The sequence below is a fragment of the Micromonospora sp. NPDC050187 genome (genome assembly GCF_044459745.1).
Taxonomy (GTDB): domain Bacteria; phylum Actinomycetota; class Actinomycetes; order Mycobacteriales; family Micromonosporaceae; genus Micromonospora.
Genome location: NZ_JBITJH010000006.1, coordinates 281,132 through 305,461 on the forward strand (window position 1 = coordinate 281,132; position 24,330 = coordinate 305,461).

Annotated in this window: 26 protein-coding genes; 12 read left to right on the forward strand and 14 right to left on the reverse strand. The window is 71.2% G+C overall.

From position 1 onward, the window contains the following. Positions 1-19: 19 nt before the first annotated feature. From ACIBJE_RS12850 to ACIBJE_RS12860, 3 genes are all read right to left on the reverse strand, one after another. Positions 20-1,147: a geranylgeranyl reductase family protein gene (locus ACIBJE_RS12850; RefSeq protein ID WP_396747335.1), complete on the reverse strand. Its 1,128-nt coding sequence runs from the start codon at positions 1,145-1,147 to the stop codon at positions 20-22. A gap of 102 nt (positions 1,148-1,249) precedes the next feature. Further along, on the reverse strand, positions 1,250-2,110 hold the full coding sequence (locus ACIBJE_RS12855) for a hypothetical protein (RefSeq protein ID WP_396747338.1): 861 nt from the start codon (positions 2,108-2,110) through the stop codon (positions 1,250-1,252). Positions 2,111-2,282: 172 nt separating this feature from the next. Then, positions 2,283-4,124: a phosphoenolpyruvate carboxykinase (GTP) gene (locus tag ACIBJE_RS12860; RefSeq protein ID WP_396747341.1), complete on the reverse strand. Its 1,842-nt coding sequence runs from the start codon at positions 4,122-4,124 to the stop codon at positions 2,283-2,285. A 373-nt stretch (positions 4,125-4,497) separates the two neighbouring features. On the opposite strand from ACIBJE_RS12860, the gene ACIBJE_RS12865 reads away from it, so the two are divergent. From ACIBJE_RS12865 to ACIBJE_RS12880, 4 genes are all read left to right on the forward strand, one after another. Beyond that, on the forward strand, positions 4,498-5,085 hold the full coding sequence (locus ACIBJE_RS12865; RefSeq protein ID WP_396747344.1) for a GtrA family protein: 588 nt from the start codon (positions 4,498-4,500) through the stop codon (positions 5,083-5,085). A gap of 62 nt (positions 5,086-5,147) precedes the next feature. Next, entirely contained in the window at positions 5,148-5,975 is an 828-nt protein-coding gene (locus tag ACIBJE_RS12870) for a GtrA family protein (protein WP_396747347.1), read from the forward strand. Beyond that, a complete protein-coding gene (locus ACIBJE_RS12875) occupies positions 5,972-6,973 on the forward strand; it encodes a MaoC/PaaZ C-terminal domain-containing protein (protein WP_396747350.1) in 1,002 nt (333 codons plus the stop codon). Before ACIBJE_RS12870 ends, ACIBJE_RS12875 begins: the two co-directional genes overlap by 4 nt. Before the next feature lie 114 nt (positions 6,974-7,087). Further along, positions 7,088-7,687, forward strand: coding sequence for a signal peptidase II (locus ACIBJE_RS12880; protein WP_396747353.1), 600 nt, complete (start codon positions 7,088-7,090; stop codon positions 7,685-7,687). Between the two features lie 37 nt (positions 7,688-7,724). Here ACIBJE_RS12880 and ACIBJE_RS12885 read toward each other — a convergent pair whose 3' ends face one another. Together ACIBJE_RS12885 and ACIBJE_RS12890 are read right to left on the reverse strand one after the other, a co-directional pair. After that, the gene (locus ACIBJE_RS12885; RefSeq protein ID WP_396747356.1) at positions 7,725-8,297 is read right to left on the reverse strand and encodes a PH domain-containing protein; all 573 of its coding nucleotides are present in this window, start codon (positions 8,295-8,297) and stop codon (positions 7,725-7,727) included. Positions 8,298-8,425: 128 nt separating this feature from the next. Further along, positions 8,426-9,301 (reverse strand): biotin--[acetyl-CoA-carboxylase] ligase, encoded by an 876-nt coding sequence (locus ACIBJE_RS12890; protein ID WP_396747358.1) that lies wholly within the window; start codon positions 9,299-9,301, stop codon positions 8,426-8,428. Positions 9,302-9,412: 111 nt separating this feature from the next. On the opposite strand from ACIBJE_RS12890, the gene ACIBJE_RS12895 reads away from it, so the two are divergent. Beyond that, positions 9,413-10,996, forward strand: a complete 1,584-nt coding sequence (locus tag ACIBJE_RS12895; protein WP_396747361.1) for an acyl-CoA carboxylase subunit beta — start codon at positions 9,413-9,415, stop codon at positions 10,994-10,996. A 105-nt stretch (positions 10,997-11,101) separates the two neighbouring features. Here the strand turns inward: ACIBJE_RS12895 and ACIBJE_RS12900 are convergent, their stop codons facing one another. The 3 genes from ACIBJE_RS12900 to ACIBJE_RS12910 all read right to left on the reverse strand — a co-directional run bounded on the left by ACIBJE_RS12900 (position 11,102) and on the right by ACIBJE_RS12910 (position 13,404). Beyond that, the gene (locus ACIBJE_RS12900; protein ID WP_396747364.1) at positions 11,102-11,971 is read right to left on the reverse strand and encodes a hypothetical protein; all 870 of its coding nucleotides are present in this window, start codon (positions 11,969-11,971) and stop codon (positions 11,102-11,104) included. After that, on the reverse strand, positions 11,964-12,464 hold the full coding sequence (locus ACIBJE_RS12905) for an RNA polymerase sigma factor (RefSeq protein WP_396747367.1): 501 nt from the start codon (positions 12,462-12,464) through the stop codon (positions 11,964-11,966). The genes ACIBJE_RS12900 and ACIBJE_RS12905 overlap by 8 nt, the downstream gene beginning before the upstream one ends. Positions 12,465-12,660: 196 nt before the next feature. Further along, positions 12,661-13,404: a M50 family metallopeptidase gene (locus ACIBJE_RS12910; protein WP_396747370.1), complete on the reverse strand. Its 744-nt coding sequence runs from the start codon at positions 13,402-13,404 to the stop codon at positions 12,661-12,663. A gap of 154 nt (positions 13,405-13,558) precedes the next feature. Between ACIBJE_RS12910 and ACIBJE_RS12915 the strand changes: the two genes are divergently transcribed. Beyond that, on the forward strand, positions 13,559-14,314 hold the full coding sequence (locus tag ACIBJE_RS12915) for a GH25 family lysozyme (RefSeq protein WP_396747373.1): 756 nt from the start codon (positions 13,559-13,561) through the stop codon (positions 14,312-14,314). Between the two features lie 84 nt (positions 14,315-14,398). Here the strand turns inward: ACIBJE_RS12915 and ACIBJE_RS12920 are convergent, their stop codons facing one another. Next, on the reverse strand, positions 14,399-14,650 hold the full coding sequence (locus tag ACIBJE_RS12920; protein WP_396747376.1) for a winged helix-turn-helix domain-containing protein: 252 nt from the start codon (positions 14,648-14,650) through the stop codon (positions 14,399-14,401). Between the two features lie 210 nt (positions 14,651-14,860). Here ACIBJE_RS12920 and ACIBJE_RS12925 point away from each other — a divergent pair, with 210 nt between their 5' ends. Next, the gene (locus tag ACIBJE_RS12925; RefSeq protein WP_396747379.1) at positions 14,861-15,061 is read left to right on the forward strand and encodes a hypothetical protein; all 201 of its coding nucleotides are present in this window, start codon (positions 14,861-14,863) and stop codon (positions 15,059-15,061) included. A 135-nt stretch (positions 15,062-15,196) separates the two neighbouring features. On the opposite strand, the gene ACIBJE_RS12930 is transcribed toward ACIBJE_RS12925, so the two are convergent. Next, positions 15,197-15,442 (reverse strand): hypothetical protein, encoded by a 246-nt coding sequence (locus ACIBJE_RS12930; RefSeq protein ID WP_396747381.1) that lies wholly within the window; start codon positions 15,440-15,442, stop codon positions 15,197-15,199. 102 nt (positions 15,443-15,544) lie between these two features. Then, positions 15,545-17,485: a protein kinase gene (locus ACIBJE_RS12935; RefSeq protein WP_396747384.1), complete on the reverse strand. Its 1,941-nt coding sequence runs from the start codon at positions 17,483-17,485 to the stop codon at positions 15,545-15,547. 92 nt (positions 17,486-17,577) lie between these two features. Here ACIBJE_RS12935 and ACIBJE_RS12940 point away from each other — a divergent pair, with 92 nt between their 5' ends. Further along, a complete protein-coding gene (locus ACIBJE_RS12940; RefSeq protein WP_396747387.1) occupies positions 17,578-17,790 on the forward strand; it encodes an acyl-CoA carboxylase subunit epsilon in 213 nt (70 codons plus the stop codon). A gap of 120 nt (positions 17,791-17,910) precedes the next feature. Next, positions 17,911-18,375, forward strand: coding sequence for a hypothetical protein (locus tag ACIBJE_RS12945; protein ID WP_396747390.1), 465 nt, complete (start codon positions 17,911-17,913; stop codon positions 18,373-18,375). Between the two features lie 292 nt (positions 18,376-18,667). Here the strand turns inward: ACIBJE_RS12945 and ACIBJE_RS12950 are convergent, their stop codons facing one another. Further along, positions 18,668-18,925 carry a hypothetical protein gene (locus ACIBJE_RS12950; RefSeq protein ID WP_396747392.1) on the reverse strand — a complete coding sequence of 86 codons (258 nt, stop codon included), beginning with the start codon at positions 18,923-18,925 and terminating at the stop codon, positions 18,668-18,670. 843 nt (positions 18,926-19,768) lie between these two features. Between ACIBJE_RS12950 and mycP the strand changes: the two genes are divergently transcribed. The 3 genes from mycP to ACIBJE_RS12965 all read left to right on the forward strand — a co-directional run bounded on the left by mycP (position 19,769) and on the right by ACIBJE_RS12965 (position 22,393). Continuing rightward, on the forward strand, positions 19,769-20,878 hold the full coding sequence (mycP, locus tag ACIBJE_RS12955) for a type VII secretion-associated serine protease mycosin (RefSeq protein ID WP_396747395.1): 1,110 nt from the start codon (positions 19,769-19,771) through the stop codon (positions 20,876-20,878). Positions 20,879-21,033: 155 nt separating this feature from the next. Next, on the forward strand, positions 21,034-21,687 hold the full coding sequence (locus ACIBJE_RS12960) for a Maf family protein (RefSeq protein ID WP_396747398.1): 654 nt from the start codon (positions 21,034-21,036) through the stop codon (positions 21,685-21,687). 52 nt (positions 21,688-21,739) lie between these two features. Continuing rightward, complete coding sequence (locus tag ACIBJE_RS12965) at positions 21,740-22,393, forward strand: O-methyltransferase (protein ID WP_396747401.1); 654 nt, start codon at positions 21,740-21,742, stop codon at positions 22,391-22,393. A 97-nt stretch (positions 22,394-22,490) separates the two neighbouring features. Here the strand turns inward: ACIBJE_RS12965 and ACIBJE_RS12970 are convergent, their stop codons facing one another. Together ACIBJE_RS12970 and ACIBJE_RS12975 are read right to left on the reverse strand one after the other, a co-directional pair. Beyond that, positions 22,491-23,246, reverse strand: a complete 756-nt coding sequence (locus ACIBJE_RS12970) for an ABC transporter permease (protein ID WP_396747404.1) — start codon at positions 23,244-23,246, stop codon at positions 22,491-22,493. 18 nt (positions 23,247-23,264) lie between these two features. Then, complete coding sequence (locus ACIBJE_RS12975; RefSeq protein ID WP_396747407.1) at positions 23,265-24,224, reverse strand: ATP-binding cassette domain-containing protein; 960 nt, start codon at positions 24,222-24,224, stop codon at positions 23,265-23,267. Positions 24,225-24,330: the final 106 nt, after the last annotated feature.

Here is a 24,330-nt window from a genome sequence, read left to right on the forward strand (position 1 = left end):
GGAAGGGGCACGTCCCACCTCAAACCCGCCCGGACAGTCCCCAGCCGATCATCGCCAGCGTCCGCGCGTCCAGCCGACCCTCGCCGAGCCCCAGTTCCACCACGGTACGGAAGACCCGGTCGTCGCGGCGGGCCGCGCACACGGCCCCGTCCACCACCCGCCGGCGCCGGGCCAGCCAGGCCGCCGCCGAACTGTGCCGCAGGTGGGTGCCGAGACGGCGGCGCAGGGTGGCGGCGTACCGGTCGGCGGCCCGGTCCGGGCTCCGGGCCGCCGCCGCACCGGCCAACGCGCCGGAGAGCAGCGCGTAGAAGATCCCCTCCCCGGTGAACGGGTTGATCAGCGACAGCGCGTCGCCGGCCAGCGTGACCCGGCCCCGCCCGGGTGGCGGCCGGTAGGTCGACAGCGGCAGGTGGTGGGCGCGCAGGTCGGTCACCGTGGCCGGATCGGTGCCGGGCAGCAGCGCGGCGAGGCGGTCGAGCAGGTGCGTCCGGCTCAGCGGCTCGCCGCGCAGCACCTCCCCGTACCCGACGTTCGCCCGGCCATCACCGATCGGGAACGACCAGGCGTACGCCGGCCAGCGCGCGGCCGAGGTGACGATGAGCTGCTCCGGTGGGCCGGGGCGGGCCGTGGCGTACCCCCGGATGGCGAGCGCGAGATGGCGTTCCGGGTTGATCGGGTGACCGAGCACCCGGCGCACCACCGAGCCGGCCCCGTCCGCGCCGACCAGCGCCCGGGCGGTGAACGCGTCGTCCAGCAGCACCCGGTCGTCCCGCTCGACGACCCGGCGCACGGTGTGCCGCCGCAGTTCCACGCCGGCCGCCACGGCCGCCGCGACCAGCCGGGCGTCGAACACCGTCCGGGGCACCGTGTACGCCGGCCGGGGCAGCGCCCGGGCCACCGCGTCGCCACCCGGGGCGACCAGTCGCAACGCGGGCAGCGGAGGATACCCGGCCACCGCGTCGGCGACCCCGAGCCGGGCGAGGACGTCCAGCGCGTGCGCGGTGATGCCGTCCCCGCACGCCTTGTCCCGGGGGAAGTCGGCCCGGTCCAGCAGCAGCACCCGGGCCCCGGCCCGGCAAGCCGCCAGCGCACCGGCCGCCCCCGCCGGGCCCGCCCCCACCACGACGACGTCGTACGCCTCGCTCATACCGGCCCCGCCCCCACGACGACGTCGTACGCCTCGCTCACGCCGCGCCACCTCCCGTCCCGGCCCGACCGACCCCCACCACGACGACGTCGCACGCCTCGCTCACGCGACGCCGTCTCCGGTCCCGGCCCGACCACTCCGCCACAGACCGTAGATGGCCAGGGCACCGGCGGTCACCAGCGGCGCGCCGTCCCGGACCAGACCGTCGACACCGAGCAGCCACCAGCACAGCGGCAGGTCGACGGCGAGCACGCCGAACGTGATCGCCACCAGCAGCCCGCGTGCCCAGCGCCTGCCCCGCAGCAGGAAGAAGGTGCAGAACAGCACCGCGTAGCTGGTGACGAGGGCGAAGCCGAACCAGGACAGCACGGCCGGCCCGGCGGCGAGCCGGCCGTCCAGGATCGTGCCGGCGGCGACCAGACAGGGGACGAGCATCAGCGGGGTGTACGTGAACGCGGCGACCCGGGTGGTGAGCAGCCAACCGGCGACCGCCGGCCGACGCGGCGGGGTCTCCCGCCAGGAGATGCCCTGCCGGTCGATGACCAGGCGCCCCCGGTGCCGGGTCAGGTGCCCGGCAACCGCCGGGGAGCGGTACAGCAGCCAGAGGACGGCCAGGCAGAGCAGCAGGAGCAGGGCGAACCCGAGGATCCCGGGCAGCGGGGGCACCCCCTGCCGGGGCACGATCAGCCGTCCGACCGCGAAGACGGTGGTGACGACGAGGATCAGGCCGAGCGGCCGGGCCAGCGTCCGGCCCCGGCGGACGTGCCCGATCAGCAGCACGAACCCGAACGCCCGTAGCAACGCCCAGCCGGTCCGGACGGCCAGGCCGAAGCCCCGCTCCGGGGCGTACCACCAGTTGAGCAGGTCGACCGCGACGGTGGCCGCCGCGGTCACGACGAGCAGGGCGGTGAGCGCGCGGACGGCGGACGGCCGCCGGATCTCGGTCGCGGCGGCCGTCCTCATGACTGCTGATGATGCCCCCGGCGGTCCACCCGCACACCTACCCCGGCCGGCGCACGCTCCGCCGGGGTGGTTGCAGGGGACCCCTGCTCGGCCCGAGGTGGTAGCAGGGGACCCCTGCTACCACCCCGGGCACGGCTACCGCCTGGCTCGCACGGCTACCTCGGGCGCACGGCTACCGTCCGGGGGCGGCGTCCAGGCGGGCGCGCAGGGCGTCCAACTCGGACCAGAGCACGCCGGGCAGCTTGTCCCCGAACTTCTCGAACCACTCGTTGATCAGCGGCAGCTCGGCCCGCCACTCCTCCGGGTCGACCTTCAGCGCGATCCGGACGTCCTCCGGGGTCATGTCGAGCCCCTCGATGTCCAGCGCGTCCTGGGCCGGGACCATGCCGATCGGGGTCTCGACCGCGTCCGCCCGTCCCTGGATCCGCTCGACGATCCACTTGAGCACCCGCGAGTTCTCGCCGAAGCCGGGCCAGAGGAAGTTGCCGTCGGCGTCCTTGCGGAACCAGTTGACGTAGTAGACCTGCGGCAGCTTCGAGGCGTCGCCGTCGGCGCCCTTGCCCATCTCGATCCAGTGCCGGAAGTAGTCCCCGGCGTGGTACCCGATGAAGGGCAGCATCGCCATCGGGTCGCGACGGACCACCCCGACCGCGCCCGACGCGGCGGCGGTGGTCTCCGAGGAGAGCGTCGCTCCCAGGTAGACGCCGTGCACCCAGTCGCGGGCCTCGGTGACCAGCGGGACGGTGTCCTTGCGCCGGCCGCCGAAGAGGATCGCGTCGATCGGCACGCCGTTCGGGTCGTAGTAGTCCTCGGCGAGGATCGGGCACTGCGTGATCGGGGTGCAGAACCGGCTGTTCGGGTGGGAGGACGGGGTGTCGCTCTGCGGCGTCCAGTCGTTGCCCTTCCAGTCGGTGAGGTGGGCCGGCGGCTCGCCCATCCCCTCCCACCAGATGTCCCCGTCGTCGGTGAGCGCGACGTTGGTGAAGACGGAGTTGCCCCGGTCCAGGGTGCGCATCGCGTTGGCGTTGGTCTTCCAGTCGGTGCCGGGCGCGACGCCGAACAGGCCGTACTCGGGGTTGACCGCGTAGAGCCGGCCGTCCGGGCCGAACCGCATCCAGGCGATGTCGTCACCGATGGTCTCGACCTTCCAGCCCGGAATGGTCGGCTCCAGCATGGCCAGGTTGGTCTTGCCGCAGGCGGACGGGAACGCGCCCGCGATGTGGTAGACCCGCCCCTCCGGAGAGGTGATCTTGAGAATCAGCATGTGCTCGGCGAGCCAGCCCTCGTCCCGCCCCATCACGCTGGCGATCCGCAGCGAGTAGCACTTCTTGCCGAGCAGCGAGTTGCCGCCGTAGCCGGAGCCGAAGGACCAGATCTCCCGGGTCTCGGGGAAGTGCGAGATGTACTTGGTCTCGTTGCACGGCCACGGCACGTCCTGCTGGCCGGACTCCAGCGGCGCGCCGATCGAGTGCAGGGCGTGCACGAAGTCGGCGTCGTCCCCCATCGCCTCCAGGATCTTCGTGCCCATCCGGGTCATGATGCGCATCGAGGCGACCACGTAGGGACTGTCCGTGATCTCCACGCCGAACATCGGGCGCTCGGCCTCGACCGGACCCATGCAGAACGGGATGACGTACATCGTCCGGCCGCGCATGCACCCGCGGTAGAGGTCGGTCATCACCCGCTTCATCTCGGCCGGCGCCATCCAGTTGTTGGTGGGGCCGGCGTCCGCCTCGTCGACGGAGCAGATGAAGGTGCGCTCCTCGACCCGGGCGACGTCACCGGGATCGGTACGCGCGTAGAAGGAGTTCGGTTTCTTCTCCGGGTTCAGGCGGATCAACGTGCCCGCCTCGACCAGTTCGTCGGTGAGACGACGCCACTCCTCGTCGGAACCGTCCACCCAGACCACCCGGTCGGGAGTGGTCAGTTCCGCGACTTCTCGGACCCAGGTGAGCAGCTTGGCGTGGGACGTCGGGGCCTGATCGATACCCCGAACAGCAGCCGGAGCAACCATGACACATCTCCTTGTGGTCGACGCTGACCGATCTATGGGATGCACGAGTCGTGGCGGGCGGGAACCGCGTCGCCTTCGTGGAAACCTGGGATTCCGCTCAGCGTAAACCGGGCGGCCCCGGGCGTCAGTGGGACTGGTTGTGAAGAACTGCACAAAGTACGGCTAACCTGCGGCTTCACGAGCTGATACCCGCTTTCCCGCTCAGTTTCACGCACATTCCCCAGTTGACCTTCAATACGCCGCGGGAAGTGGGGCCCGGCCGGGCGGGAGCGCACGCACACGGCACCACACCACCTCCACCGGTCACCGTCCCTCACGGCACCGCCGACATCACCCTCCGTCATCGTCGAGAGGTGTTTACCCGCTGTCGACGTTGCTACCCGTCCGGGAAGCGGTCAGCCGGTACGCTTCCCCCGTGGCTGCGACCGTGACCGGGGACCAACCGGGTACCCCGCATACGCGCCCGGGCCTGGTCCGGTCGCTGTTGGACCGGTTCGGTCACCTCCTGCGCGAGCTGAGCAAGTTCGCCACGGTGGGCGGGATCGCATTCCTCATCGACTTCGCCCTGTTCAACTACTTCACCGCCGGACGCGGCATCGAGCCGGTCACGGCGAAGACGATCTCCACTGTCATCGCGGCCACGGTCGCCTTCCTCGGCAACCGGTTCTGGACCTGGCGGCACCGGCAGCGTTCCAACCCGGTCCGCGAGTACGCTCTGTTCTTCTTCTTCAACGGGGTGGGGCTGGGCATCGCGGTGGCCTGCCTCGCCATCAGCCGTTACGGGCTGGGCAGCATCTGGCCGGAGGTCTTCCAGACCACGCTGGCCGACAACATCGCCAGCTTCATCGTCGGCACGGGCCTCGGCACGCTGTTCCGGTTCTGGTCGTACCGACGGTTCGTCTTCGTCGAAGCGGGAACCCCACGGGTTCCGCGAGGACCCGATCCAGACTCCCAGGCGTGACCTGGGGCCCATCCCGTCCGGCCGACAGGCCGGAAGCCACGACCGACCTTAAGGTGTTCCGCATGCGTCTTGTCCGCCTCCTGCCCGAGCGCTGGCAGAAGTTCGTCCACGAGGCGCTCAAATTCGGCATCGTCGGTGGCATCAACACCGTCATCAATTACGCGGTGTTCAACGCACTGGCACTCACCGTGTTCAGCGACGGTCAGTTGAAGGCTGCGGTCGCGGCGACGATCGTCGCCACCATCACGTCGTATCTGATGAATCGGCACTGGACGTACCGGGACCGGCCGAGATCGGCGATGCGTCGGGAATACGCCCTTTTCTTCCTTTTCAACGCGACCGGGTTGCTCATCGAACTGGGCGTCCTCGCTGCGGCGAAGTACGGCCTCGGCATGACCAGCCTGCTCGCGCTCAACGTGGCGAAGACCGGCGGTGTCGTGCTCGCCACGCTGTTCCGTTTCTGGTCGTACCGCACCTTCGTCTTCCAGCCCGTCCCGGTCGCCGAACCCGCCGCGAAGCGGGACGAGCACGAGACGGTCGCCGAGATGGACCCGGTGGCCGAACTCGCCGAGTCGGTCACCGAACTCGAGCAGGCCCAGCCGGAACCGACATCACCACCCGAGGTCCGGCCACGACCGACGCTCAGGCCCCGCTCCCGGGTCACGCCGAGCCCGACCGCGGGCCCCGGCCGGGCGGTCAAGCCACGTCCGGCCGGCGGCGGCGACGCGATCTCCCCCCGGACGACCACCGGGGCGGACGCCCGACCCGGCCCCTCACCGCTGGACCGGCTCAAGCCGCTCGACCCGGGGCTCGTCGCGATCGACAGCGAACTGGAAGCCGAACTCGCCGCCGAACTGCACGCCGGGTCCCGGCGTGCTCCGCGCCGGTGAGCGCCGAACCGGTCCGCTCGGGGACCGGAGCCTCAGCCGAGCTGTTCTTCGAGGACCTCACCCCGGGCCGCTGGTTCGACCTGGGCGTGCTCACCGTCGACGGGGACGAGATGGTCGCCTTCGCCCGACGGTTCGACCCGCAGTGGTACCACGTCGACGCGGAGTTGGCCCGGCAGAGCCACCACGGCGGCCTGATCGCCAGCGGCTTCTACACGGTCAGCCTCTTCATGCGGGCGTACGTCGACCATGTGCTCTCCCGCGCGGCGGCCGACGCCTCCCCCGGTCTGGAGGAGCTGCGCTGGCTGGCCCCGGTGCGGGCCGGCGACCGTCTGGCGGTACGCCTCGACGTCATGGGGAGCAAGCCCTCCACCGCCCGTCCGGGGCTCGGCACCGTCACCCTGAACGGCACGATGCTCCGTCTCGACGCGGAGGGACGCCCGGAGTGCGAGGTGCTCCGCACCCGCTTCCGTGGCTGGTTCACCCTCCGCGTCCAGCCCGAGCCCGTCGACGCCACCGAACCCGACGGTGCCGTCGACGGGGACGAGCCACCGCCCGGTCGGTCGGATCCGGTCGCGGTCGCCACCGGTCCCGATCCGATGACCGAAACCGGTCCGGCTCCCGGCACACCCGTCTCCGCACCGCCGCTGCCCGGTGCGCCGGCCATGCCCACCGGCGTGCCCGTCTCCGCACCACCGCTGCCCAATGCGCCGGCTGTGCCGGTCGGCGCTCCCGTCTCCGCACCGCCGGCCCGCCCACCAGCCCCGGTCGGCGTGCCCGACCGCGTGGTGGCGTCGGCCACCTCGCTGGACGCCCCCACCGCCGTCCTGCCCGGCCCGGTGGTCTCCGCCCCGCCGGCGCCCGCGCCACCGGCACCGGCACCGGTCGGGCCGACGGGCCGGTACGGTCTGGACGCTCCCACCGCCGTCATCCCGGCCGCCCGCGACCCCCACGACCTTCCCGACCCGTCCCACCGGCACCCTCCGCCCGAGGCCACCTGACGGCCCACGCCACCCGAGGTCGTCTGACGGCTCTGACACCGGAACGGCGTGCGCCCCCGGTCAGGGCGAGTGACGCGGTCGGCGGAGTCACGATCGCGTGAGAGACTTGCCGGGATGAGCGAGCAATCCGCGACCGACGAGTCGCCACCGGTCGCCGCCGACGCACCGGCCGCCGCGCCCCGCGCGCAGCGGTGGACGCACCGTGCCCCCTGGGTGGCGGGCGGCACGGCACTCGTCGTGGTCGTCACCGACCAGCTCACGAAGTTGTGGGCCGAAAGCAGCCTCACCCGGGGCGAGCGGATCCCGGTGCTCGGTGACGCGCTGGGCATCCAGCTCATCTACAACCCCGGCGCGGCCCTGTCGATCGGCGCGGGCTCGACGTGGATCTTCACGATCGCCACGACCATCGGCGTGGTCGCGGGCCTCTGGTACTCGTGGCGGGTGCGGTCCCGCCCCTGGGCCCTGGCCCTCGGGCTGATCCTCGGCGGGGCGACGACCCACCTCGGCGACCGGCTCCTGCGCGAGCCGTCGTTCGGGCAGGGCCACGTGGTCGACTTCATCGCGTACTTCGACTGGTTCATCGGGAACGTGGCCGACATCGCGATCGTCGTCGGGGCGGGTATGTTCCTCCTCCTCACCGCGCTGGGCACCACGATGCGGCCGGAGGACGCCGAGACGGCGGAGCCGACCGCCGTGACCGGCGTCGAACGCTAGCGCGAGCCGGGCACGACAGCCGGCCACCGGTTCGCGGTCAGGCGGTGGGATCGCGCAGCGGCCGGCCGTCCCGCATGTCGGCCAGAATGTCGCGCATCTCGCCGTCGCCCAACGAGTGCCGGTCGTGGTGCGCCTCGGCCAGTTCGTACAGCCGGGTCTGCACCTGCTCGACGCGGGGCACGTCGACCAGCACCGACTGACCGCGTTCCCCGACCGACTCGATGGTCAGCGTGCCGCAGCCGAAGAACCGCTCGACGAACCGCTGGTTCATCGAGTGGTCGTTGATCCGGCCCAGCGGGATGTCCCGCCGGTCCCGGGAGAGGATGCCCTGCTGGAGCAGCACCCGTTCGGTGGTGAAGAGGTAGTGCGTGCTGCGCCAGGTCAGGTACGGCACGAGCGCGAACACCACGGCCAGCACCAGGGCGAGCCCCGCGACCAGGTACAGACCGATCCGGCCGGCCTCACCGTCCGGCAGGAGGATCCAGGCGGCCACCACCGCCGCCACGCTCAGCACCAGCACCAGTACGGGCCGGACCAGGGCCTTCCCGTGCGGATGCAGGTGGAGCACGATCTCCTCGTCCTCGGTGAGGACGTCATCGGGGAACGCCACACGAACCTCCTCGCAGGTACACCGACGCGCTGACGGTAGCCTGCCGCCGCCCGTACGCGCCGCAACCTTACGGACGGCACGAGCCGGATGTCCGTGCCGTCCGGCGGGAAACATCCCGGCGGGGCGGTTCAGCGCAGGTGCAGGACGTCCCCGGCGGCGAGGCTCCGCTCGCCCCGCACGGTGTCGACCAGGAGCTGCCCGTCGGCGTCGACACCGGTGGCCGTACCGGTCAGCTCCTCGCCGCCGGGCAGGAGCACCCGGACCGGACGACCGACCGTGCCGCAGGCGGCCAGGTACGCGTCGCGCAGTCCACTGGCGACCGCGTCGCCCCCGGCGGACCGCCAGCGGTCGTACCAGTCGGCGATGGCCCGGAGCAGCGCACGCAGCAGCGGGTCCCGGTCGGTGGCGGCGGCCCCGGCGAGTTGCAGCGAGGTGGCAGGCAGGCCGGTCGGGTTCTCCGGCAGCTCGTCGGCGCGGAGCGTCACGTTGAGACCGACGCCGAGCACGACCGCGGACGGCTGGGCGAGCGTGCCACCGGGCACCGCCTCGGCCAGCACCCCCGCGCACTTGGCGTCGTCGAGCAGCAGGTCGTTGGGCCACTTCAGCCGGGCGTCCAGCTCGGCCAGTTGGGACACCGCCTCGACCAGGGCGACCCCGGCGAGCAGGGGCAGCCAGCCGTACCCGGTGGCGGAGACGGATGACCAGCCACGCTCCGGGACGGCCTCGCCGGGCCGGAGCAGGACGCTGGTCGCGATGCCCGCCCGGGGTGGCGACTGCCAGACCCGGCCACGCCGGCCGCGTCCCGTGGTCTGCCGCTCGGCGACCACGACCAGGCCCTCCGGCTCGCCGGCCCGCGCGGCCTCGGCGACGTCGGCGTTGGTGGAACCGGTCTCCGCGCGCAGCTCCAACCGCCGCCAGGGCCCGTACGGCGCGACCAGCGCACGCCGCAGCCGGGCCGCGCTCAGCGGCGGTCGGTCCAGGTCGGTGTACGGGGAGCCCGGCATCCCGCCAGCCTACGGCCCCGGCCTCGAAGTGCCGGTGAGCGGACACGGACGACCGTGCATGAGGCGAAGTGCACACCGACGCGGCACCTGAACCATCGTTATATTCCGTGGGTGACTACCGAGACCGGGACCAACATCCACACCACCGCCGGCAAGCTGGCGGACCTGGAGCGACGGGTCGACGAGGCGGTGCACGCGGGCTCGGCGCGCGCCGTGGAGAAGCAGCACGCGCGGGGCAAGAAGACCGCCCGGGAGCGGATCGAGCTGCTGCTCGACGAGGGTTCCTTCGTCGAGCTGGACGAGTTGGCCCGGCACCGCTCGACCAACTTCGGCCTCGACCGCACCCGTCCGTACGGGGACGGGGTGATCACCGGGTACGGCACCGTCGACGGCCGGCAGGTCTGCGTCTTCGCGCAGGACTTCACGGTCTTCGGCGGCTCCCTCGGCGAGGTCTTCGGTCAGAAGATCGTCAAGGTGATGGAGCTGGCCATGAAGATCGGCTGCCCGATCATCGGCATCAACGACTCCGGCGGCGCGCGGATCCAGGAGGGCGTGGTCAGCCTCGGCCTGTACGCCGACATCTTCTTCCGCAACGCCCGCGCCTCCGGGGTGATCCCGCAGATCTCGCTGGTGATGGGGCCGTGCGCGGGCGGTGCGGTCTACTCGCCGGCGCTCACCGACTTCATCGTGATGGTCGACCAGACCTCGCACATGTTCATCACCGGCCCCGACGTGATCAAGACGGTGACCGGCGAGGACGTGGCGATGGAGGAGCTGGGCGGGGCACGCACCCACAACACCCGCAGCGGCAACGCCCACTACCTGGCCACCAACGAGGACGACGCGCTCGACTACGTCAAGGCGCTGCTGTCGTACCTTCCGGCGAACAACCTGGACGAGCCGCCGACCTTCCCCGTCGACGCCGACCTGACCGTCACCGACGCCGACCGGGAACTCGACACGCTGATCCCCGACTCGGCGAACCAGCCGTACGACATCCGCCGGGTGGTCGAGCACGTCCTCGACGACGGGGAGTTCCTGGAGGTCCAGTCCCTCTACGCGCAGAACATCGTGGTCGGCTTCGGCCGGGTCGAGGGGCGTCCGGTCGGCGTGGTCGCCAACCAGCCGATGCACTTCGCCGGCTGCCTGGACATCGCCGCCTCCGAGAAGGCGGCCCGGTTCGTGCGCACCTGCGACGCGTTCAACATCCCGGTGCTGACCTTCGTGGACGTACCCGGCTTCCTGCCCGGCACCGGTCAGGAGTGGGACGGCATCATCCGCCGGGGCGCGAAGCTGCTCTACGCGTACGCCGAGGCCACCGTCCCGAAGCTCACCGTGATCACCCGCAAGGCGTACGGCGGGGCGTACGACGTGATGGGCTCCAAGCACCTCGGCGCGGACCTGAACTTCGCCTGGCCGACCGCGCAGATCGCGGTGATGGGGGCGCAGGGCGCGGTGAACATCCTCTACCGCTCCGAGCTGGCCGCCGCCGAGGACCCGGCCGCCCTTCGGGCCGAGAAGATCGCCGAGTACGAGGAGACCCTGGCCAACCCGTACATCGCCGCCGAGCGGGGCTACGTCGACGCGGTGATCCCGCCGCGCGAGACGCGCACCCAGATCGTCCGTGGCCTGCGGATGCTGCGCACCAAGCGGGAGACGCTCCCGCCGAAGAAGCACGGCAACATCCCGCTGTAGCGGCGGCTTCGCTCGCCGGGGGTGGGGTGGTTGCAGGGGTCCCTTGTCACCGCTTTTCGAGGAGCAGGGGTCCCCTGCAACCACCTCAGCCACCCGACCCGACGGTCAGCAGGACGGGTTCGCGGCCGGGCACATCCGGGTGGCGGCGACCCGGGCGAGCCGCCGCAACTCGTCGTCCGGCGTGGAGCGTCCCGGCACGATCACGGTCACCAGATCCCCTACCCGGACGATGGCCAGGCTGGTCGTCGACCGGGACACCTCGCTGAGCAGCTCCCCGGTGGCCCGGTCACGGGGTTGGGACACCGAGTGGCGCAGCAGGGCCGCCTCGTCGCCGACGAAGTCGCGGTCCACCAGCGCCCAGTTGTGCACCGCCTCCGCAGTGATTATCCGGCCCTGCCATTCGATCGGGCCGACCGAGCGCCACGCGGCGCACGGGGCGACGAGCTGTTCCAGACCCCGGAAGAAGCGTCCGGCCACCTCGGGCGTGACCCGGTAGATGTCCTGGCCGACCAACAGGTCGCTGGGAGGATGGTCGTAACCGTCCGGGCGGTCCCGAAGGATCGCCTGCGAGCGGGACCAGAGCGAGGTCTCCCACCGGGTCGACTGGCCCTGGTCCGTCCGACAGGCTCCGAGGTGGTCGTCGAGGCGAATCGACTCGCCGAGATCCGACGCGGTCAGCGGTGGCTCGGACCGTTCCCGTAGGTCGGCCGGTTGCAGCAGCGCCTCCGGCGGGATCTCGCCGCTCGGCCCCGGATCCACCACCGGTACGGCAACCGGAGGTGGTGCGGCCCCGTCCGTCGGACGGAGCACAACGGCGACGCCTCCCGCCACCAGCACCAGGGCAGCCGCCACCCCGGCCATCTGCCGCCGGGCCCGCCGACGGGCCCGGGCCCGGATCTCCGCCGGCTCCGGCCAGCGTACGGTGGCCAGGTCGACCGCGAGCCGGCCGGCCAGGGTGGGCTCGTGCTCACGCATCGGCGGCCTCCTCCAACTCCGTGACGGCGAGCAGTCCGGCGAGCGCGGTACGCCCCCGGGAGAGTCGGGCCTTGACCGTGCCGACCGGGGCGTTGGTCTCCCGGGCGACGTCGGCGACCGGCATGCCGAGCAGGTAGTACAGGGCGAGTGCGGTGCGCTGCTCCTCGGGGAGCCGGCGCAGCGCGGCCACCACCTCGACGGTGTCGGTGCTCGGGGCGGGAACGGTCTCGGTGGCCCCGTGCCGCAGGTACGCCCGGGCTCGGCTGCGCAGGCTGCGCCAGCGGCTCACCGCGATCCGGCTGGCGACCACCCGTACCCAGGCCTCCGGATCGTCGTACCCGCCGACGGTCGACCAGCGCTGCCACGCGCGCACGTACGCCTCCTGGACCGCGTCCTGGGCCTCGGCGAGGTCGCCGGTGAGCGCGTAGACGAACCCGAGCAGCCGTTGTCGGCTGCCCCGGTAGAACTCGTCGAACCCGTCGACATCGGGCACCTGCTACCTCCCGTGGCCACTCCCAGGTGACACGCACCGGAGCACCCGCCCGGTTGCCACCGGATCCAACCGGTCTCGCCGCGCCCGGCCAGCGTGGGTGATCAAGAAGTTGGCGTCACCGGGACCGACGCTTCCTGACCCGAACCTCTTGATCAACCGGGCGGTCGTCGGCGAGTGGGGACGGTGGCTGCTGGTCTCAGGGGCGTAGACCGGCTTCGGTGAGGGCCGGGGCGGCGAGCAGCGCCGCTCCGGCCACCAGGGTGACCAGGTTGACCAGGGCGAAGAACGTCACCCAGAAGAACGCCGGGAACCCGGTCAGCCCGGCGAGCTGGTCGGCGTCGGACGCGGGCATCCGGCCCCGGCCGCGCACCCGTTGCAGCTCCACCACCGGGCGCACCCCGCCGAGCAGCAGGAACCAGACCCCGGTGTACGCGAACGCCGCCTGCACCTGCGGCGACGCGTACCAGGAGACGGCGAGCACCAGCCCACCGGTGACCACCAGCGACACCACGCCGAACGCGTTGCGCACCATCACCAGCATGGCCAGCAGCAGCGCCACCGCCACCCAGAGCAGCAGGGTGATCCGGTTGCCGCCGAGCAGCCACGCCCCGGCGAGCCCGATCAGCGGCGGGGCGACGTACCCGGCGAGCAGGGTGAGGATCATGCCCGGGCCGGTGGGCCGTCCGGCCGAGAGAGTCAGCCCGGAGGTGTCCGAGTGCAGGCGGATGCCGTGCAGCCGGCGGCCGGTCAGCAGCGCGGCCAGCGCGTGGCCGCCCTCGTGGGCGATGGTGATCACGTTGCGGGCGACCCGCCAGGGCAGCCGGGTCGACACCACGACCAGCGCGACGGCGGCGGTGGCGAGGACGAGCAACGGTGGCGGGTCGGGTTGTGCGCCGAGGAGCCGGTCCCACAGGCTGCCCAGGCCGTCGATCGGCGTCATGGGCCGGCAGCCTACCGCCCCCGCGCACCCCCGCCACCCCGCCGGCTACGGGAGACCGAGCATCCTATGGCAATTCTTTTAACAGGCATTGCGATCTCGGATGAATTCCTTCAATGATGTCTGTCAATAAAGGACACCTCAGGAGGGAAGCCTCATGTCGCGTACCCGCCTCACCCTGCGCCGGCTGCTCGCCACCGGCCTGGCCGCACTCGCCACAGCCGCCTTCGGCCTGGTCGCGACCGCAGCCCCGGCCTCCGCCGCCACCGTCGCGGGCGTCGACGTCTCGCACTGGCAGGGCTCGATCAACTGGACCAGCGTCCGCAACTCCGGCATCGAGTTCGCCTACATCAAGGCCACCGAGGGTACGAGCTACAAGGACCCGCAGTTCAACGCCAACTACACCAACTCCTACTACGCGGGGGTGATCCGCGGGGCGTACCACTTCGCCCGGCCGAACATCTCCTCCGGCGCGGTCCAGGCCAACTACCTCGCCAGCAACGGCGGCGCGTGGTCGGCGGACAGCCGCACCCTGCCGGCCGCCCTGGACATCGAGGCCAACCCGTACGCCGGTGGCTACTGCTACGGCCTGAGCACCACCGGCATGCGCAACTGGATCCAGGACTTCCTGAACACCTACCGCTCGCGCACCGGCCGCTACGCGGTCATCTACACCACCACGAGCTGGTGGAACCAGTGCACCGGCAGCTGGACCGGCCCGTGGGCCAACCACCCGCTGTGGCTCGCCCGCTGGTCGAGCACCCCGGGCGCGCTGCCGGCCGGGGCCTCGGTCTGGAGCTTCTGGCAGTACACCGACTCGGGCAGCGTCTCCGGCATCAGCGGCGGCGTCGACCGTAACCACTGGAACGGCACCCGCGACCGCCTGATCGCGCTGGCGAACAACACCCGCTGATCCGTACCGCGCCCGGCCGGGTGGCGCCGCACCTCGCGGCCCGCCCGGCCGCACCACGTCCCTAGGCGGTACGCCGGCAGCGGCTCAACCCTGCGGCTTCTCCGCCACGAACACACCCACGCCGGACATGCCCTCGACCATGCCCTTGGCCTTCAGCCAGTTGACGGCCCCCCGGACGACCGTGATCGAAACTCCGTACTGGGCACGGAGTTCGGCCGTGCTCGGCAGCCGGGCGCCCGGCCCCAGCTCGCCGGACTGGATCTTTTCCGTCAGATCATCGATGATCTTCTGTGTTTTTGAGGTAGGCATCGCCAACTCCCTGGTCCGCGCGGCCATTTGATCACGCGGCCAGGGACAGCCACAAGCATCACGATGCATCAGGGTGCGCCATGCTTGCCTGCAAGCATCTGTATGCATAAGGTTGCACATAGCCGATCCCCCTGGTCCGCAACCGGTGGAGTTGGCTTCCCCAGGCGCGGCGGCTCGCGTCTCCCCCGTTGTCGGCGAGCCGCCGCGCGCCCCCGCTCGTCCATTCGGAGGGTCACCGTGGAACGGGACCGCGCGATGCTGATCGCCGACCGACATCAACCTCCACCGCTCTGGCGGCTGCTACGCATCCGGCGCTGCCCCACCTGCCACTGCCGCTGGCCCTGCCCCCGCTACCTCGACGCCCGCGCGGTCCTGCTCGGCAACGACCGGATCGACGTCGCCGCCCTGATCCGCCGCAACAGCCGCTGGCCGTCGTGACCCGGAGCAGCGTGGGGGATTCGTCGGACGCTCTGAACACAGGCGGCGGCAGCGGGATCGATTGCCACCCGAGAGGGTCGACAACTGGTCCGGCTGCCGCCAGCATGGTGTTTCCGGCTCGTAGAGCTCCCCGCGTCAGGCCTCCCGGCGCCGGGTGACCGGGACCGAGACACCCTCGGCGGCGGACACGCTGTCCGGTACGGACGCGCCACGCCGCAGCACCATCCGGCCGCCCACCACGGCGGCGGCGATGGCCACGACGCTGACCAGGGCGACCAGCGCCGAGATGCCGACACTCGCGAGGAGCAGGACGGCGTCGCCGAGGGCGACGAGCATCCACAGCGCCACCGAGGACTTGGTGGCCTTCCGTCGGTAACCCATCGGTCTACCTCCTTCCGTCGTCACGGATGAGGTACCCCGATCGACGGAAGGTCATGCGAACGAATGTCGCACCGGCACGATTCCCAGGGCTGGGCAGCCTGATCAGTCCTGCCGGTCGGGCTTGAAACCCTTCGCGATCAGGTCGAACTCGTCGAGGTTCTGCTCCCACTCGCTGGCGGCGACCTCCCAGCGGATGGCGTACCCCCGGTTGCTGGCCGTCACGAAGCCCCGGTTGCGAACGTGGATCCTGGTGCCGTCCCGGGTCTCCAGCCACTCCCAGTCCGCGCAGGTCTTCCAGAACCCCGGGCAGTTCTTAATGCTGAGAAACTGGTAGTTGTTCACCCGTCCCGCCCGGGCCGGCTCGATGTCCCGCCAGGCCTTCGCCGCGTCCGAGCCCGGCCGGTCGGTCCGGTCGATGACCACCTCGCGGACGCCGTTCGGCTCCTGGAACGTCACGTAGGTGGAACCCTGGCTCCTGGTCCAGCCGTTCGGCAGGGGCATGGCGAAGCCGGTCGGGTCCTCGTGCATCTTCCAGCCGGCCGGCAGCGTGATGCCCCCGGAGGCGCTCGGACTGGGCGTCGGGCTGGGCGGCGGCGTGGTCGGCGACGCCGGGGCCGACGCGCTCGTCGGCGCGGTGGACGGCTGACCGGTGGCACCAGTCGTACCGCCCGTCTGCGGGCCCGGTCCGGGGTCGTCGGAGTCGTCGTTGAGTAGCGGCACGACAAGCACCACCGCGAGCAGCAGCACCGCCACCAGCGCGCCGATCAGCAGGTTGCGGCGGCGGTTGTCGGGCTTTGTCGTGGACGGCGGCGGGACGGCGGCCCGTCCGGACGTCGACGCCGGTGGACTCACCGGGGCCGGCATCACCGCGGTCGGGTTCTGTACGGGTGGCGTCACCCGGGTCGGCGGCTCTGCGCGCGTACCCTGGTCGGCCGGCACCACGGCGGTGGGCGCGACGTCCGACGCGGACGCGGCGTTCTCCGGAGCGGCGACCTTCGCCGTCGCGTCGTCACCGGAGCCGGTGACGTCGGACGTGGTGGCCTTCACCGTGGCATCGCTGTCGGAGGCACCGACGCCGGCCACACCTGCGACGGCGGAGGAAGCCGAGCGGTCGCCGCTCTGCTCGGCGGACCGTGGGCCGGGCACCACCGGGGGACGTGGCTCACGGGGACCGTTCGGTCCGGGCCGGCGTACCCCGTCGAGCAGCGAGATCCCCCGGCTGCGCTTGCCGCCCGTGCGGCGCAGCATGCGCTCGGCCACCTCGGCGTCGATCCGTTCGGCCGGGTCCTTGCGGAGCAGTCCGTTGAGGACCGGCTTCAGTGGACCGGCGTTCTTCGGCGGCGGCATCGGCTCGGTGGCCAGCGCCGCCAGGGTGGCGATCGCCGACGGCCGGGCGTACGGGGACTTGCCCTCCACGGCCGCGTAGAGCGTCGCGCCCAGCGACCACAGGTCGGCCTCCGGGCCGGCCGTGCCGTCCCGGGCGCGCTCTGGCGCGATGTACGCGGGCGAGCCGAGCACCATGCCCGTCCGGGTCACGTTCGGGTCACCGGGAATGGTGGCCAACCCGAAGTCCGTCAGCACCACCCGGCCGTCGTCGCCGAGCAGCACGTTGCCCGGTTTCACGTCCCGGTGCATCACGCCGGCCTTGTGTGCCGCCTTGAGCGCACCGAGCACCCCGAGACCGATCTCGACGGTGCGGGCCACCGACACCGGACCGTCCTCAGCGAGGGTGTCCTGAAGCGACTTCGACGGGACGTACTCCATGACGATCCACGGGTCGCCGTCGGTACGCAGCACGTCGAAGATGCGGACGACGTTGATGTGGTTCAGCCGGGCGATGGCCCGCGCCTCCCGCAGCGAACGTTCGCGCATCTCCCGACGTTCCTCGTCGGTGAGGCTGGGCGGCGGGACCAGTTCCTTGATCGCCACGTCGCGGTGCAGCACCTCGTCGCGCGCCTTCCAGACCCGACCCATGCCGCCCTGACCGAGCGGCGAGATGAGCCGGTATCGGTTGGCGACGAGTTGGGGAAGCGCGTTCGACATTGCCGAGACGGTACCCGGAGCGGTGGACCCTTACACCGCCGGCACGCCACTATGCGGGATAGGTCAACTCGACAACGCGTACCCTTGACAACATGTCTGCCGACGAGCCTCAGTTCCGGGTGGTCCGGGGAGTCCCCACCGCCGAGGAGTTGGCCGCCCTGGTGGGCGCGTTTCTCGTCCGGTCCCGCCCGGCCCCCGCACCCACCCCCACTGCCCCGTCCACCTGGGCACGCAGCAGCCGACCGGCCACCGCGACCCCCGTCGCCGGCCCCGGAGCATGGCGCACCTCCGGCCTGCCGCGCTGACGAAGCGTATCGATGCATTGACATAGAGTGACCAGATCCACCGCGCGTAGGGCTGCCCGCCGTCGCACCGAACGATTAGCCTCACTCAGGGGCACCGGGCTGTGACGGGCGGGAGGGCCGATGATCCCTGAGGAAGACCTCGGACCGAATTGGCTGCGCGACTACGGCGACATCGAGGCCGACATCCGCCAGATGCGGGAGTTCGCCACCCGACTGGAAGCCGAGGTACGCCGCAACTACGCGCCCCACCTTGCGTACATCGCGGACGACATGTCGGTGAAGCTACCCGACCCGTGTGACGCCTTCATCGAGCTTGTTCACTTTCTCACCACACACCAACAGGTTCAACAGGAATCGACGAATCGGGTCTACGACCTCGCCAACTACACCGGTGGCCTCGCCAACGCCGCCGGCACGATCAGCCAGCGGTACGAAGGCAGCGACGCGTTCGCCAAGGCGCAGGTCCAGGACGTCGAGCGGGCGCTGCGCGGGGCGCAGATGCCGGCACACGATGACCAGCCTGCGCCCCCACGCACCGTGCCAGATCCGGCCGGTGCGCCCGCCACGCCGGAGGTGCGCCCGTGATCGACCCCGGCGGCGGCCCGACGGCCAGCCTGACCAACTGGCACAACATGGACGTGGCAACAATGTGGGCCACCATCCAGGACCACCAGACGGACAACCACTGGCGGCAGGTCGCCGGCTGGCGCAAGACCAGCGAACTGGCGCTGACCCACCTGAGCCGGCTCCGGGAGTACCGGCGGGGGCTCGCCCAGGCGTGGCCGCCGGAGAAGAGCGCCGCTTCGCGGACGTATCTCGCCGAACTGGACCAGCTCATCGACACCGTGCAGCAGACATACGACGCCGCGGTCGCCAACTACACCGCCCTCTCCGCCGCCACCAGCGCCATCGGCAGCACGCGCGCCGAGCTGAAGAAACTCCACGACCGGTACGCCGAGAAGGTGCGGCTCAAGCAGGCGTACGAGGCGACGCTCGACCAGCGCCCGCTGCACCGGGTCGGACGGTCCACCCCCGCCCGACCACCGGTCACCGACGCCGAACTGGAGCGGTTGAACGGCCAGGCCCGCTCCCTGATGTACGGCCTGAGCGGCGAACTCCAACAAGCCCAAGCCATGCTCAAACCACCCCCTCCAGCACCAAAGGTCATCCGATTCGACCCAGCGAACCCTGACGTTTATGGAGGCACTTCTCCACCCACTCTCCCACCCATCGTGCCAATGCCCCTGGTGACGCCTAGTTCGGCCGGCTCGACAACCAGACCGGCAACGGCGGCACGGCCGGTGGCGACGCCAATCGCTCCTGGTGTGGGCCCAGTCCTCGGTGGTGCCGGCCCTGGCGTGATGCCACCTCAGGGAAACCCAACGGTGCCCCCGGTCACGCCGCTAACACCACCATCCCATCCGGGCATCAATCCGGGTGTTGTACCGCCCCTTCCGTCGGTGTCCGGTCCACCAGGGCATTCGTTAAACGCACCAGGCAGGAGCGGTACAGCCGGCCCGGTTGGCAAGCCCCATGGCGGCGGCACTCCGACTTCTCCTAGGCCGATGCCACCTGGTGGCCTGATCGGTGGGCCACCGGGAATGGGACTGGGTCAGCCTGCTCCGGGAGCACCCACACCACGCAGGGTGAACCCGATCGGTGGCGTAATCGGGGGCGGTGGCGCGGGGACTGCTCCGACAGGCGGCGCAGGATCACGGCCCGGCGCTGGGCGTGGACCCTCCATCAGCGGCATGCATGGCATGGGTCCCTTCGGCGGATCGCCTGGCGTCGCTGGTCAATTGGGCCGCCCCGGCCGACGCGAGCAGGATGAGGTCGACTCGCGCCGCTGGGATCCCAACAATCCCTGGGAGACCGCTCGGGGTGTAGACCCAGTCGTCCGACCGCCGGACGAGGACGGTCCGATCGATCCGGGTCCGGCAATCGGCCTCAACCAGTGAGATCGCACGCCGTTTTAGCGGTGCTGGCTGCGGCAGCAACCATCGCCCTGCCAGCCACCCCGGCGCACGCTGATCGGATCCGAGATGACCAGTGGCACTTGCGGTTTCTCAATGTGGCCGAGGCACACCGCATCACCCAAGGCGAGGGCGTGGTGGTCGCCGTGCCGGACACCGGCATCGACCCGCACCCAGATTTGCGCATCAATCTGCTACCCGGCACGGACATCATTGCGGGCGGCTCCGGCGATGGCCGAGAGGATCGGGATGGCCATGGCACCGGCATGGCCGGCTTAATTGCCGCGCATGGCAAAAGCGGCGATAACGGCGCCTACGGGATCGCCCCAAAAGCGAAGATCATGCCTATCTACTACTCGTCGCCCGACGAACAAGGGGAAGCAGAAGCACTAGCCACGAGTGTCGAGTACGCCGCCCGACACAACGCCGACGTCATCAGCATTTCTGCCGGCGGTGGGTCGAACGCCCGCCTGCAAGAAGCCATCGATGCTGCGCTCGCGGCGGACATCGTTGTGGTTGCTGGTGTCGGCAACCATCCTCGTGACTTTGCGGTGGGTTACCCGGCGCGGCATCCGGGGGTGATCGCGGTGGGCGGGGTCGACCGGCAGGGGAACCACGCCGCGGTCTCGGTCACCGGGCGCGAGGTCGACGTGGCCGCGCCAGCCACCGACATCTACAGCACCAGCATGGACGGCAAGTACCGCAAGGGCACCGGCACCTCCAACGCCACCGCGATCGTGGCCGGGGCGGTGGCTTTGATTCGGGCCCGGTACCCGGATCTGCCGGCGACGGAGGTCGTACACCGGCTCACCGCCACCGCCGTCGACAAGGGTGCGCCTGGCCGGGACGACCAGTACGGGCACGGCGTCATCGACCTGGTGGCGGCACTGACGGCAGATGTACCACCGCTGGCGGAGCAATCGCCGACGGCGATTGCTCCGGCCGGCGCCACGCCGACCACGACGGCGGCCGGGCCTGGGGCAGGTGGCGAGGGCACGGTCGGCTGGCTGCTCGCGGCGGGCGGCCTGGCGGCGCTCGGCGGTGGCGCGGCGTGGGCGCTGGCCGCTCGACGGCGTCGACGGACCAGCGCGGCGGCCCCACCGGCCGGCGGCTGACCAGGCACCCGTGGCGGGATCGCACACCCCAACGGACCGACGATACGACGGGGCGAGCCGGCGACCCATTGCGCGAGCGGCGGGCAACGGACGCCCGCGTGACTATCGGCGTGCCGGCGGTCTGCCGTTCGCTGTCGGTGGGTACCCTCCCGGGCGTGCCGAACCAGACAGTCCGCCTCGTGCTCGCCTCGGCGAGCCCCGCCCGTCGCAAGCTCCTCCAGGCCGCCGGTATCGAACCGGAGGTCCTGGTCAGTGGGGTCGACGAGTCCCAGATCAAGACCGACCAACCGGACGAGCTGTGCCTGACGTTGGCCCGGCTCAAGGCCGTGGCGGTGGCCGAGCGGCTACGTCCGGCCGTCGGCGACCGGCCGTTGGTGCTGGGATGCGACTCGGTGCTCGCCTTCGACGGTGAGATCCTCGGCAAGCCGGACGACGCGGCGGACGCCACCCGCCGGCTGGAGCGGATGCGCGGTAACAGCGGTGTGCTGTACACCGGACACTGCCTGGTGGACCTCACGATGGAGAGCCGGGTGGAGGCGGTCGCCGCGACGACCGTGCACTTCGCCGAGATCAGCGACGAGGAGATCGCCGCGTACGTGGCGACGGGTGAGCCGCTGGCCGTGGCCGGGTCGTTCACCATCGACGGTCTGGGTGGGGCGTTCGTCGAGCGGATCGAGGGCGACCCGGGGACGGTGGTGGGGCTCTCCATGCCACTGCTGCGCAGCCTGCTGATCGAGCTGGAACTGAGTGTCACCGACCTGTGGACGCAGCCGGCACCGGGCGGCCAGACGGTGGAGCCGCTGCCCTGACCAGCAGCGGGTCGGGGCAGAACGGGGTACGCAGTTCGGCTAGCGTCCGGTCATGAGTGTGAAGTCGCTGCCACTGACCGACGAGTTGCACGAGTACCTGGTCGCGCATGGTGCCCCGCCGGACGAGATCGTCCGCGAGCTGGTCGAGGAGACCCGGGCCGCGTTGCCCGCCGAGGCGCAGATGCAGGTCGCCCCGGAGCAGGCGGCCCTGTTGACGTTCCTGACCCGCCTGGTGGGCGCGCGTCAGGCGGTGGAGGTGGGCACCTTCACCGGTCTCTCCTCGCTGGCCATCGCCCGGGGGCTGGCCGATGGCGGGCGGTTGACCTGCTTCGACATCTCGGCCGAGTACACGTCGGTGGCCCGGCGGTACTGGGCGCGGGCCGGGGTGGGCGACCGGATCGAGCTGCGTATCGGCCCGGCCGCCGACGGGCTGCACGACCTGCCGCACGAGCGCTACCTGGACTTCGCGTTCATCGACGCGGACAAGGTCGGCTACCCGGTGTACTGGTCGGAGTTGGTGCCTCGGATGCGTCCCGGCGGGTTGATCGCGGTGGACAACGTGCTGCGGGGCGGCCGGGTGCTCGCCCCGCAGGACGAGTCGGACCGGGCGATCGCCGCGTTCAACGACGAGGTGCTGGCGGACGTCCGGGTGGACCTGGTGATGCTGCCGGTCGCCGACGGCCTCACCCTCGCCCGGGTGCGCTGAAACTCCGGCTGGGCACCGCCTTCCGTAGGTGTTTGCAGGGGCCCCTGCTCGGCAGAAAACGACTGCGGGGGACCCCTGCTACCACCAAACCCCGCCGTCAGCGGACGCTGCGGGCGAAGGCGCGGGCCGCCCAGGCGACGGCGAGCAGGCTCAGCACGGTGATGATGCCGAGGCCCTGCCAGACCCGGTCGTTGCCGAGGTCACCGGCGAAGAGCGCGCGGGTGCCCTCGACCGCCCAGGAGAACGGGTTCCACTTGGCGATGCCCTGCAACCAGCCGGGGGCGAAGGTGAGCGGCAGCAGGATGCCGGAGAGCAGCAGCACCGGCTGGGCGACCGTGTTCATCAGCGGGGCGAGTGCCTCCTCGCTGCGGACCTTCAGCGCGACGCCGTAGGAGACGGCCGAGGTCATCAGCGCGATCAGGGCCAGCAGCAGGTACGCCAGCAGCAGGTCACCGATGATCACGCTGAGCCCGAAGAACAGGGCCAGCAGGGTGATGATGACGGCCTGCACGAGCAGTGAGACCACGTCCCGTAGGGAACGGCCGAGCAGCAGGGCGAATCGGCTGACCGGGGTGACCCGGGAGCGTTCGATGACTCCGGCACGCAGTTCGGCGAGGAGGCCGAAGCCCTGGAACAGGCCACCGAAGATGGCGAGCAGCACGAGCAGGCCGGGTACGAAGATCTTGTACGCCTCGGCCTGGGTGGGCGCGTTCAGGGCCGGCTTGAGCAGCGGGGCGAAGAGCAGCAGGTACATCACCGGCTGGAAGACGCCGACGAAGACCCAGACCGGGTTGCGGAGCAGCAGTTGGATCTGACGTTGGAAGATCAGCCAGGTGTCGCGGGCGAGTTTCATGTGCGGTCTCCGTACTGATCAGGACTCGCGCAGCGAGCGGCCGGTCTTGGTGAGGAAGACGTCGTCGAGGCTGGGGCGGTGCAGCTCGATGGAGCGCAGGTCGAGCCCGGCACCGTCGATCCGGCGGAGGATCTGCGGGATGGTGGTCGCGCCCTCGCCGACCCAGAGCCGCAGGCCGCCCTCGTCGAGGCGCTCCAGCCGGTTGACGTAGACCTCGCCGTCGAAGAGGCGGTACGCGGTCGGCGTGCTGTTCGCGTCGAGGCCGACGACCACCACGTCCCCGGAGATCTCCCGCTTCAGTTCGCCCGGGGTGCCCTCGGCGACGATCTCACCGTGGTCCATGATCGCGATCCGGTCGCAGAGGGCGTCGGCCTCGTCGAGGTAGTGGGTGGTGATGAAGACGGTCATGCCGTCGCCGCGCAGTCGCCGGATCTCGTCCCACATGTGGGCGCGGCTCTGCGGGTCGAGGCCGGTGGTGGGCTCGTCGAGGAAGACGATCTTCGGTTCGTGGATGATGCCGAGGGCGATCTCGACGCGCCGCCGCTGGCCGCCGGAGTAGGTCTTGCACTTACGGTCGGCGTACTCGGAGAGCTGGAACGCGGCCAGGGCGCGGTCGGTGCGGCGCTGCGCCTCGGCCTTGCCGATGCCGTACATCCGGGCCTGGAGGACGAGTTCCTCCCGGGCCGTCGACTCGTCCCAGCTGCTGCCGCCCTGCGGGACGTACCCGATCCGGCGACGCACCCCGGCGGGGTCGGAGCGCAGGTCGGCACCGGCGATGGTGGCCTCGCCACCGTCCGGTTCGATGAGGGTGGCGAGCATCCGCAGCGTGGTGGTCTTGCCGGCCCCGTTCGGGCCGAGGAACCCGAAGATCTCCCCTTCGGCGACGTCGAGGTCCACCCCTCGGACCGCGTCGACCGTCCCGGCCTTGCGCCCGGCCCGGGATCGGTACGACTTGCGCAGTCCTCTGGTCCTGATCATGCCTGCTCCCACCCGTTCGTCGGTTTGGTGGTTCCGAAACCGGTTCGGTCCAGTTCAGCAGACCGCCTCCGACGGGGTGACCGGGATTCGGGGCGTGGCGAGGCAC